The following is an 11,634-nucleotide window of genomic DNA, read 5'->3' as shown; positions in this document are numbered from 1 at the left end:
GCCTGAGCCATGGCAGATGACCCGCTCAGGCTCAGCCCCGAATGGGGCCATCGCGTCGAGGACGGAACAGATCTTGCACCTCTACTGGCCTTCGACCAGGCGCTTGAGCTAAGCAGCTTGCGCCGCGGCATCAATCGTGATGCCTTCCTCAAGGACCTTCTCAGCGATCTCCACCATCAACAGTTGATCCCCTTGCTGCTAATGCTTCCGCGTCGTTGGAAGCTGCGGCAGGCCAACTTGCCAGACCATTTGCGCACGATCGGCGGGCTGCTGGAAACAGGCCTGATCAGTCCCTTGCTTCTCGCCACGCTGGCGGATGACCTGCAACATCTGCTGCCCAAATCACCAAAGCGCCAACAACGTCGCGCCATCGATCGATGGAGTGAGCGACAGGTGGCACTCAACGACCACCGCACCGTGCCGCTGCCCGAAAGCCTGGACGAGCTCGAAACAATCGTGGCAACGGATCTCGCGGGACCGGTGGAGACATCAAAACCCAGCGGCACTCTCACCAAGATCAGTGCCCTCGGGAACACGCTCTGCTGGCGCAACGAAGGGCTTTCCTCGCTCCAATCCGAGCGTGCGAGGCAGCGCAACCGGGTGATGGCCCAGGTGCTGAACGCTCTTGGCAGCAACCGACTGCCATCGATGCCCGGCGGATCCACACCCTTTCAGTTTTGCGGGATAAGCAGTGGACGCGCCCTGCTCCAACAACTTCGAGCCCGTGGATGGCAGTGCCGCGGCCGAATCCGAGCCAGCGTGGCCAGCTTCGGGCTCGGTGCCAGCACGCACAACAGTGATCATTGGCAGCAGGTTCCTTTGGCCGTGCCCTATCGGACCGGACTTCTTGATGCGGATGGGGAGGAGATCAGAGCACTTCTCCCCCACTGCTCTCTGGAAATGGAGCTAAAGCCTCCGAGCCCGGAGGCTGACACCGTGCTGTTGCAGTACTACCAGGGGACTGAGGGACTCAATGGCTGGGCCGCGCTGAATGATCAACATCGCCCTTGGCAGAACGATCGGAACAACGGCACCGTGGCCTATCCAACGGGTGAACTGCACGACCAATCACTAGAAGAGGCCCTCGATCTCTGCGAACTCATGGGAGCCGTGCACAACAGCGAAGCTCAGTTGAGTGATCTTCATGGGGGGGGCTACGGAGCACTGGGCTTCTGCATTGACTCCACCGCTTTGGTGGAACTGGCCATCACCGGAACCACCAGCTTGTTTCCTCTCACCCTCGGCGACCTCTGGCGGCAGCGACTGCTGCACCAGCTCCAGCAGCTGCTTGATGCAGGCCTTCAGGCACCAGAGCATTGCGTGGGTCGCTACCGCAACAGCCTCGAGCAGCTGCCCCAAGATCTCTTCCACTCCAACGCCTCACGCTCCGATGCACAGCGCAGGCTGCGGCTCAGCCAGCCCCGCCACAGTCCATTCGCACTCGTGCGAGCCCTCAATGGGGAGACGTCGAGGATGACGTGAGGTCTGATCGCTCCAGTTCCCGGCAGATGGCTTTCACCACTTCACCGCGGTAAGCCACCGAAAAGGGTCCTGAGGCCCCGTTGTGACTCATCCCCTCAATCGGATAGCGATGCAAAGGATTCTTCCGCTGCCAACGATTCCAGTTGGAAAGTAGAAGCAGCGACAGGCGGCCGGGGTATGCGATCCGACCCAGCGCCGCCACGGGATCCCGACTACCCACCACCATGGCCACATCCCGGATTGTTTCCAGAGCGCCGTTTCCACTGAACACTCCACAAACGGTGATCACTTGCACGGGCACGCGGCAAAGCTGCTGAAGAATCTCCGCCGTACCGATGGCCATCTCACCACCCCCGCTGTACCCCACGAGAACGATGCGAGCGGCGCTGCTGGGCTGAAATCCCACCGATTCCAGACGGCGCGCGATCTTCAACGCGAGCTCGTAATTCATCACGGGACCGTAACGACGATCCGACGAGATGCCGACCTTGATCACATTGTTGGCCTGAACACAGAAAGCGCAGATGAAGCGGATCAAACCATTGGGATGCTGTTCCTGAAAAGCAAAGAGACGCTGCCAGAACCAACCCCCAAGGGTTGTCGAGCGCAGTCCTGCATTGGTGATGGTGTAGGCCTCAATGCCTTTCACCAGAAGCGTGTCGGCGGGGATGGCGTCATCCAGACATCCCAGAAATTCGCTCACGCGCGGAGGATGACTTTCTTCACTCTGATGAATGCCATCGAGATACACCAGGTAATGACGATGGCCACCTTGCGCCCCATCTTCTGCGGCAAACAAGCGACTGGGATCGGGAAGACCATGCATCCAGCCTTCCCAAAACACGAAATCCACCATCACCGAATACACACCAACAAGGGCGGTCACGATCACCACAACCGAACCGAACCAGGTCAGCAGTTCAAGCAGTGATTCCGGTGCCAGCAGGGAGGACGCATCCCGACGTACGGCCGTCAACCCGAGCAAGCCGAGCATCGCCACACACACCAACGCCACCACCAGCCAGCGACGACCATGACGGAGGCGCCTCCGCTGGTGCTGCACTGCAGACGACTGAACCGTCGCGGACGACGTGGAGGACGAAGCAGTCATGGCTGGGTCAGGTCTGCCACTTCGCGGGCGAGCATGTCGTAGCTGGTGCGCCAGCGCTGAGCAAACAACAGCCCGACCAACAGCAAGGCGACCACAAAGCCAGGAGTGGCCACCACCAAACCGGTCAGAAGTGGAATGCCGTAAACGGCCTGCAGCAACACCAGCACATTGAGGTGTATCCAGACCAGCAGGCTGACCGCAATCAGATCACTCACGTAAGGAGCCGCCGCCAGGACATAAAACAGCCCAGGCCAGAGGGCTGCCCCCATACGGTTGGCAAAGGTGATCGGCTGAAGGGGGACGCCCTCCAGCAGCATCAGCATCAGGCTGTGGCAAAGAATTCCCAACAGAAACGCCAGGCTCAGCACCAGTCCGTCCACCGCCATATGCAGCAAGATCTGAGTTGGCGTGAGCCGATTGGCAAGCAACGAGAAGAGATGCGACGCCGACATCGACAGGCCCACGCCAATCAACAGACCGACGCCGGTATCCATGGCCAGCAGAAGCTGACCCATGGATTCCAGCGATGCCACCAGCTGCTCAGCCATCGGCTTCAGGCCTGACGGAGATGGGGACGATTCACGATCCAGATCACCATGATCGACAGCACGGCGCAGTAAAAACACCACACGGAATTGAAGGCGATGCTGTAGGTAAGCCAGGTGAGAAAAATCGACACAAAGATAAGGACGCCGAACAACTTGACCGCGCGGTCACTCAATGCAACCAGTGGCAGCACAATGAACCCCCAGTACGCGAGTTGCCCGACGGGTTCGGTGTTCACAAAGTTGTGCCAAGCGGTATCCACTTGATAATGAATGCGACCGGATTCGATGGCGGGTTGCACAAGATCGGCCTGAAACAGCACGGGGATGTAAAACCCGATCCCTAGCGCCGTGGCCACAATCGCCACCCATTTGAGCCGCCGTTGCAGTCCTTTGGAGTCGGTACTTCGACTGATCGACCAGGCACTCCATGGAATCCAGATCATCCAGAAGCAATAGGCGAAGAACAAAAAGCCCTTCGCAGCAATGGTTCCAAGAGGCTCCAATCCGCCGTTATCAATGGCCGTCCACTCCAATCCTTCGACAAACTGCTGCACACCAAAAAAAAAGGGCACCAAGGCCAATGGTTTGTAATCCGGCCGCTCATGGCGACTGGCCAGATGGTTTGAATACAACCCGAGAGGCATCAGCACAGCTGATGCTGTGAAACTTGCCGAGGCCGAAAAACACATACGCGGCTCTGGATGGAACCCCCAGATTGTGACCATTGGAACACAATCTGTCACCGCCGAAGCAACCAATCAGTCACGCAGAAGTGCTTGCTCTAAACGATCAAGCGCACGCGAATCACTGACCAGCTGTTGGTGCGTCAGCACAGAAATACTGTGCACGGCCCCCACCGGCAGATGAGCTTGCCAGCCCGGCACCACCATGAGGTCCCAGCGACAGAAATAGCTGAGACAGTCGACCTGGCGGAGCGAGGCGACATCGTCATTCAGCCGCCGCAGCAAGGGACTGCCCCGCTTCATGTCAGCCAGCCCGGCAAACAGCCAGGGAGGGATCCATTGCGCTGTGACTGTGCCGCGCTGCGGACTACCGACGCTGATGAAGCGATGGGTGCGATGGGCACCACCCAGCTGCTGAAGCCAAATTCTGGAGATGACACCACCCATTGAAAAGCCCAACAGGTCAATGGTCTGCTCCTCGCCGAATTGACGACGAATGTGCCCATCAAGCTGTTCCGCCAGGTTGCACAAGGGCACCGCGCCAAGGCGATGGGGCAGGTGCGGCACCAACAATGGAATGTGATGGGCTTCGAGCTGCCGCTCCAAACGGCGGAACAGCCGCGGGGTATCCCACAGCCCATGCACAAGAACCAACGGACGCCTAGTGGCTGACGGCACCGAGGAGGTCATCTCAAGACGGTTGACGGCGCCAGCGTTCGAGGCTCACCGTACCGGCGAATCCAGGGATGGGGGGATGGCACTTGCAGAGACGCAACTGGATCGGAATGGAGCCATAAAGCTGTTCGAGCACCTCGAACATGCGTTCACTGAAATGTTCAATCGTCTGGCATCGAATCTCAGAGGCCAGGGTCTGAAGGGCCTGCACTGCCCGGCTGTAATCGGCAGTGGCCTCCAGCGAATCGGCCAACGCCGCCTGGCTCACATCCAGATGCAGAGCCAGATCAACGCGAAACCATTGACCATCGCGACGCTCATGATCGAGCACGCCGACATGGGCCCAGAGACGCAGATCATCGACCCGAATCACATCCAACGGTTGCAGGGTCATGCCGGCAGATCCCGATGTATGAACTGTCGATCACCGGAGGCATAGTCGGCGGCGATATGCCCATCACCACGCAGGCGATAGCGATAGGTCACCAGACCCTCGAGTCCCACCGGACCACGGGGAGGCAACGTTTGGGTGCTGATGCCCACCTCTGCGCCGAATCCATAACGGAAACCATCGGCGAAACGAGTCGAACAATTGTGGTAAACACCAGCGCTATCAACGGCCCGCAGGAATCGTTCCGCTGTGGCGCGATTGCGAGTGGCGATCGCTTCGGTGTGACGAGAGCCATAACGGCGAATGTGCTCCAGCGCCGTCTCGAGATCGTCCACGATTCGCACCGACAGGGTCAGATCGAGATACTCCGTGCTCCAGTCCGCATCGGTCGCCACGTCCTCGATGCCGAGACTGCAGGCCGCAGGGTCGCCGAGCAGGCGCACACCCTTGGCCTGGAAAACGGGAATGGCCTTGTCCAGAAACGAAGCAGCGATGGCGTTGTGCACCAGCAATGTCTCGATCGCATTGCAAGCAGCGGGATACTGCGTCTTGCTGTCGATTGCAATCGTCACCGCCTGATCGGGATCCGCCTCGGCATCGACGTAGAGGTGACAGACCCCATCCGCATGGCCCAACACGGGGATGCGGGTGTTGTCCTGAATGAAGCGCACCAACTCATTGCTGCCGCGGGGAATGATCAAATCCACCAACCCATCGAGCCGCAGTAGCGCCAGGCTGTCTTCTCGGGTGGTGAGCAGCGCGAGTGCATCGGGCGACACGGTGGTTGCCTTGAGCCCGTCCTGAAGGGCGATCATTACTGCCTTGTTCGTGGACTCGGCTTCCCGACCACCTTTGAGAATCGCGCCGTTGCCAGATCGGATCGCCAATGAAGCGATCTGGATCACAGCATCAGGGCGTGCCTCGAAGATCACACCCACAACCCCGAGAGCCACACTCACACGCTCGAGCACCAGCCCTTCATCCAGCTCACGATGCAACTGACGCTGGCCAAGGGGGTCCGGCAACTCCGCCAGCTGACGCACACCGGCGATCGCCCCATCCAGCTTGGCGCCATCGAGTTTCAGACGCGCCAGTAAGGCCGGCGCCAAGCCGTTCTGCTCCGCTCTCTGACGATCCTCAAGATTGGCCGCAACGATTGCCTCTGCATGGGATTGGAGGGACTGAGCCATGGCCAGCAAAGCGTCACGGCGCTGCTGATCACTGGTCTGGCCTAGGTCAGTCGCGGCCCGGCGCAATCCAACCGCTAACGACAGAAGCTCCGGGGAGGGTTCTGGAACGGCCTGCACGGGCATGGATCAGCGACGACGCACCATCATCCCGCTTGGGGTGGCGCAGATGAAAGCAAGCGCTGAACCGCCAGGCGAGCCGCACCCAGACGTCCAGCTCCATTGCCTAAGGCACACGCCTTGATCTGAAGCCCCTCACGACTGATGGCTTGAACCCGGGACGTCACCTCACGCTGCACGGCAGGCAGGAAATGAGCACTCGCCCCGGCAAGGCCACCGCCCAGCAGCACTAACTGGGGGGTGAACACGTACACCAAGGAACTGATCCCAGTCCCGAGCAGCTCCCCGTAGCGATCCCAGATCGCCAGGGCCTCTTGATCCCCACCGGATGCAGCCGCGGCCAGTGCGGCGGGGTCGTCGGCGCCAAGACGTTGCAGACCCGTGATGCTGGCGTATTGCTCCAGAGAGCCGCGATTCCCGCTGTTGCACGCGGGTCCTTCTGGGAACAGCGTGATCAAACCAGGCTCGGCCGCAGCACCGTGATGGCCTGTGAACAAGGCGCCGGAGAGCATCACTCCACCTCCGACACCAGTGCCGAGGGTCAGCAGCACCACGTCATCAAAGCCGCTGGCAGCTCCTTTCCAGGCTTCACCCACGAGCGCACAGTTGCCGTCATTGGCGAGGGTGACGCGGCGGTTGAGGCGGGGTTCCAACCAAGCCGCTAAGGGCACCTCCTCCCAGCCGGGCAGGTTGATGCACACACGGGCGATGCGGGCCTCGGCATCCATCGGTCCCGGCAAGCCGATCCCCACCGCCGACGCGCGGCCATCGGGATCGAGAACTCCAATGGCCTCAACGATCGCCATGCAGACTGCCCCCGGAGTGGCCGGTTGCGGGGTCGGGAGTTGATGTTCCGCCAGCAGGTCGCCGCCCAGACTGAACAGTCCGAGCTTGATGGCCGTCCCGCCCAGATCAACCCCAAGCACACAAGGGTCTGGCATGACTCAGAACCGGAAGAACAACTGAAGTTGGCTTTGCCAGGTGCCCTGGGTATCCACGGACCCGGATGCACTGAGATTGGAATTGATCTGGTACGTCAGGGTGCCCTGAGGAGGAATGTCATTGCGATTGGGGGCCGCCAGAACCGAGAAATCAAAGCGGTCCGTTACAGCAACGCCGATATCGGTAACCAGCGCCAGCTGTGGAGGCACCTGACCCGAGATGCGCTCGGATTCACTTTGAACCACTGGCGTCACGTAGGTGGGATAAAGAGCGAATTGCAGCCGCTGGCTGAAGGCATCCGTGAGTGTGCCCAACACCGGCGACAGCAGCGATTGGCCAAGAACGGCTGCAATCGCCGTCCCAGCACCGGCACCCGACAATCCAGCCAGAGAGTTACCACCAATCAGGGCCATCAATTGGGGCTGAGAGAGAGCCGGTGTGCTGCGCAGCTGAATGTTCTGCGCTAAGCGATCGGCAGGTCCAGTCGCTAACAGCAGCACCTTGATCAGCCGCAGTTGTCCGCCCGCGCCCAGATTTCCCAGCCCGTTGGAATCAAACACTGTGGTGGAGAAGGCATCGTTCTCCACCGGAAGCGTGACGTTGTCTGACACCCGCGTGGTCATGGCGACATCCACGTAAGGGATTAAGCCCATGGATGGCGTAAACACCGCCACGTTGGAGGCCCGAGGATCGAGGGTGAAGGTGGTCGTGAACATCGACACCCGTCCGGACAAAAGCTGCACCACCCCGCGCAATTCCAGGTTGGGATCGAAAGCCCCGTTCACCGTCAGCAGACCTCGGGTCTTGAACGTGGCAAAGAAGGGGACTTCCACCCGCAACTTGGGACCGAAGGACACGCGCAGATCGCGGAATCCAATGAAAGGAAGCTTGGGCATCGCGGCCTTGATCGAACGGCTGGTGTCCGCTTCGACTTCAGCGCCCTGCAAGACCAAAGGCTCATTGAAATTCCATTGCTCTTCCAGCAACGCTTCCACGGTGGTGGCCGTTGCCTCACCTCCAGCCTCGGCGGTCTTTGCTGGCGGTTGATCCTGATCCGATGCGGAGGGATCACGGGTCACCTTGGTGCGACGCGGCTTGATCGCACCGTTGCTGATGTCCAACTGGCCCCCTATCTGGGGGTTCACCAGAGCACCCGTCACGATCAGGTCAGCACCGACTTCCACATCAGCCACCGGCACCTTGATTCTGGCCTTGTCCAGCTGGAGGCGTAACGGCTCTGGCTCCAACGCTGGTTTCAACAGCGACAGTGCACCACTGCCAATGAGCTGACCGCCTGACGCGAACCAACCGGTGAGCGACTGCACCTCAAGGCGGTCGAAATCAAACAGGATGGAGCCATTGACCTTGGAGATGGTCTGCCCCTGGGCCTCAAAAGCGCCGTCCTTGATCACCACATAACCATTGGCCTCGGGCGATCCGAGCGTGCCGCCCAGCAACAGGCGCAGATCCACTTCCCCTTCGTTCCAGGTGACCACATCGTTGGTCAGACCTGTCAGGAAGCGCAGCCCATCACCCAAGCTGACAATCCGCAGATCAAGGGGCTGATCCGCGATCAACGGAATGCGACCAGTCACCGTCACCGGCTCGGACGATGACTGGGATGTAAGAGACAGATCCAGCGTGAGGGCCTGATCTTTCAGCAGCACCTGGCTGCTTTGGAATTCAATCGGGTAGGCCCCAACCTTGGCGTCCTCGAGCACAAGCTCACTGGTGATCTCCGAATTGGCACCGTTGAGCCGGTAGGCGCCACGCAGGCCGAGAGCACCCTGAAGCGCCGCGGGCATTGGTGCGACCAGCCCCATTAGTGCAAAGGGCAAATGCGCCAGCGAAAACCGGCCCTCGCCACCCACCAGAGGGCCTTCAAGACGGGCCGTGAACGGCTTGACCTGCAAGGCATAGTCCGCGTCGTCTCCCTCGATCCAGAGATGCCCCCGAGCCTTGAGATCAAGGTTGAGATCTGCAATCTCAGGACCCTGGAGATCAATGACCGCGTCCAACTGACCCCTGAGATCCTCGAGATGGAAGGGCTCGATGTCGCGATAGTCGGTCTTGGCCTTGAGCAGTGCTTCACGCGCATCTCGCAGGGCACGCAGCTGACCATCCAGCGTGCCGCCGAAAGTGTTCACGAGAAGCGTCCCTAGATCCGCCGCAGTGCCTTTCACGAGAGGCAGATCTTGATTGAGCTGCAGCAAGCTGAGCGCACTATTGCTAAGCCAGCGGGCACTAACACCCCGAGCAACGGTCTGCGCCTGAACAGCTCCGCCAATGCGGCCTTCACCCTCCAGCGTGATCTGTCCCGTATCGGGAGGCAGCAGTTCACCGGTCAGGCTGTAGCGACGATTGATGTAGCGACCGCTCAGGAGGATCTGCTGCAGTTGCACACCCATCAGGCCTGGACGACTGAGCGTGAGATCTGCCTCCATTGCCAGGGGCTGCAATCCCAGCGAGCCCTGGCCACTCAGCAAGCCATAAACGCCTTCCCAACGCTGCCTGGGCGGCAACGCCAGCTCCAAACCATCCACAGCGAAGTTGGTCGCTGTCCAGCGGTAGTCCGCCGGTGTGCCTTGCAAGCGCAGCTCACCGTTGCGGCGGCGAAGCCGCACGTCAGCGGGAAGCCAGTCAGAACCGAACTGAGCGTCCAACCCTCCTGGAATGACAGAACCGACTGAGGCCATGGACAACACGCCACCGCCACCGGATTGGCCCTCAAACCGACCGCTCCAGTCCTCCATCAAGCGCAGTGCACCGGCGCGTGGATGAACCACAGCGATCTGCAGATCCGGGCGCAAGGCATCGAGGGGACCACTGATCTCTCCGGAAGCACTGAACGTGCCATCCATCACGGTCCCCAGCAGAGGACCAATCCGCTCCAGTGGGTAGGCCTCCAGCTGCAGAGACGCTTTCAAATCTCCGGTCTTGATTCCACCGTTGGCCAAAACCAGGGGAAGCTGTGCCTCGGCATTCAGTTCGGGGCTGCGCCATTGCTCCAGACGCAGCAGACCGGATTGAGCCGTCCATCCACTCTTGAGCGACCAGTCCTGAAGCAGTGGATTACTGGTCTGCCGCAGGCTGAGTGCCACTTCGGGTTGGACGCTTTGACCTTGCAGGGTCAAGGCACCGGACACAGGAGCCGTTGTTCCTAGGAGCTTGGGCACCAGAGGCAGGCGTTTCCAGGCTGGACCCGCCAACTGAAGCTGCTGGGTGCTGACGTTTAGCCGAGGATGCAACGCACCCTTGGCCTCCACCACGAGTCCGGGAGCCCTGAGGTCAAATTGATCGAGCGTGGCCGTCCATCGCGGCCCCTCACGCCAGTCGGCCTGGAGCTCAGCACCGAGCTGCAACGGGCCATCCAGCGGGATCGATGACGGCAAAGCCCAGCGGCCATCTACGCGAACACGGGGCTGATGCCAAGCGCCGTTGAGCTGAAAGGCCAAGCGGCGATCTTGATTGGGCTCCTCCAATGCCCCCTTCAGATCAAAGGAGCGGTTGAGACGCACGCTGCCACCAAAACGGGCTTGGTAGGGCCCGTAGACCCAACGGCTTGTGGGCACTGAGAGCTGATCACCAAGGCAACTGAGGCGCAGTTGCGGGGACTGGAGGGCATGGTCCAGGGGTTCACCGCTGAACGTCACATCCACCAGCGAGAGTCCGCCTTCGCAGTGGGCGCGGCCATCGCGCCAGGCGACGCGCACCTGGCCACCAAGCTGTCCCTTGAACTGCGCTGGGAAATTGTCAGGCAGCAGGCTTTGATAGAGGCCAAGCTGCAGACGTTCCACCCGCGTGCTGAGTTCCACTTCGGGTTGATCCCAGCGCCCCTCTCCCCGAACCATCACCCTGCCTCGATCGGGAAGCATGAGCTGAAAAGACCCCTTTGCACGACTCTCATCCAGCTGGATGCCACTCCAGCCAGCCGCGGAGACCGTTAAGTCGCCTGGTGCAAGTCGAATCCTGGCCGGATCAACCAAGCGCACTTGCAGATCAAGACGCGGTGGGGATCCTCCCTGCGGCAGGGGACCAGGGACCCAATAAGCCCCTTGAGCATTGCGCTGCAATTCCAGCTGAACGCCCTGAACCCTGACGGGGAGGACCGGACGCAGCCGCAACAGGCTCTTCAGCGGGTTGAAGCCGATGCTCAGGCGCTCGATGGCTGCGGTGGATTGATCGGCAGATCCCGCTTCCACTGCAATGGGACCGAAACTGATGCCCTGTAGACCCAGTCCCCGATAGCGACCGAGGCTGACCGGGTGGCCAAGCGGTTCGGACACCCGCGTTTCGAGAAGGGGGCGAAGACGTTGGAATTGCGTGGCGATCACCCGATCGGCCACGAGCCAGAGCGTCCCACCTCCAATCAGGCTTCCTCCCAGAAGGGAAAGAAGAAGCTTCTGTCTCTGCGTGACGATTCCGCCTCGACGCATCGCTGCCCGTCAACAAGCCCGAGGTCGACGCAATATAAAGACCACACTCAAAGCACACC

At 60.6% G+C, this 11,634-nt stretch carries 9 protein-coding genes; 1 reads left to right on the top strand and 8 read right to left on the bottom strand.

The window, feature by feature from the left end; all coding sequences use genetic code 11:
• Nucleotides 1-9: 9 nt before the first annotated feature.
• On the top strand, nt 10-1,482 hold the full coding sequence (locus SynA1560_RS05830; protein ID WP_186501392.1) for an ArgR family transcriptional regulator: 1,473 nt from the start codon (nt 10-12) through the stop codon (nt 1,480-1,482).
• Here SynA1560_RS05830 and SynA1560_RS05825 read toward each other — a convergent pair.
• From SynA1560_RS05825 to SynA1560_RS05790, 8 genes are all read right to left on the bottom strand, one after another.
• Nucleotides 1,454-2,593: an alpha/beta hydrolase gene (locus tag SynA1560_RS05825; protein ID WP_186470678.1), complete on the bottom strand. Its 1,140-nt coding sequence runs from the start codon at nt 2,591-2,593 to the stop codon at nt 1,454-1,456. The genes SynA1560_RS05830 and SynA1560_RS05825 overlap by 29 nt on opposite strands.
• Nucleotides 2,590-3,141, bottom strand: coding sequence for a hypothetical protein (locus SynA1560_RS05820; RefSeq protein ID WP_186501391.1), 552 nt, complete (start codon nt 3,139-3,141; stop codon nt 2,590-2,592). The genes SynA1560_RS05825 and SynA1560_RS05820 overlap by 4 nt, the downstream gene beginning before the upstream one ends.
• 5 nt (nt 3,142-3,146) lie before the next feature.
• Nucleotides 3,147-3,830, bottom strand: a complete 684-nt coding sequence (locus tag SynA1560_RS05815) for a DUF6629 family protein (protein WP_186501591.1) — start codon at nt 3,828-3,830, stop codon at nt 3,147-3,149.
• 69 nt (nt 3,831-3,899) lie between these two features.
• Nucleotides 3,900-4,514, bottom strand: a complete 615-nt coding sequence (locus SynA1560_RS05810; RefSeq protein WP_186501390.1) for a triacylglycerol lipase — start codon at nt 4,512-4,514, stop codon at nt 3,900-3,902.
• A gap of 1 nt (nt 4,515) precedes the next feature.
• A complete protein-coding gene (gene folB / locus SynA1560_RS05805) occupies nt 4,516-4,893 on the bottom strand; it encodes a dihydroneopterin aldolase (protein WP_186470675.1) in 378 nt (125 codons plus the stop codon).
• On the bottom strand, nt 4,890-6,203 hold the full coding sequence (locus SynA1560_RS05800) for a glutamate-5-semialdehyde dehydrogenase (protein ID WP_186501389.1): 1,314 nt from the start codon (nt 6,201-6,203) through the stop codon (nt 4,890-4,892). Before SynA1560_RS05800 ends, folB begins: the two co-directional genes overlap by 4 nt.
• 20 nt (nt 6,204-6,223) lie before the next feature.
• Entirely contained in the window at nt 6,224-7,138 is a 915-nt protein-coding gene (locus SynA1560_RS05795) for an ROK family protein (protein ID WP_186501388.1), read from the bottom strand.
• 3 nt (nt 7,139-7,141) lie between these two features.
• Nucleotides 7,142-11,575 carry a translocation/assembly module TamB domain-containing protein gene (locus tag SynA1560_RS05790; RefSeq protein WP_186501387.1) on the bottom strand — a complete coding sequence of 1,478 codons (4,434 nt, stop codon included), beginning with the start codon at nt 11,573-11,575 and terminating at the stop codon, nt 7,142-7,144.
• Between the last annotated feature and the right edge of the window lie 59 nt (nt 11,576-11,634).

The sequence above is a fragment of the Synechococcus sp. A15-60 genome, from assembly GCF_014280095.1.
Taxonomy (GTDB): domain Bacteria; phylum Cyanobacteriota; class Cyanobacteriia; order PCC-6307; family Cyanobiaceae; genus Synechococcus_C.
Note: the sequence above shows the minus strand (reverse complement) of the source record. Positions and strands in the feature narration are given on the sequence as shown.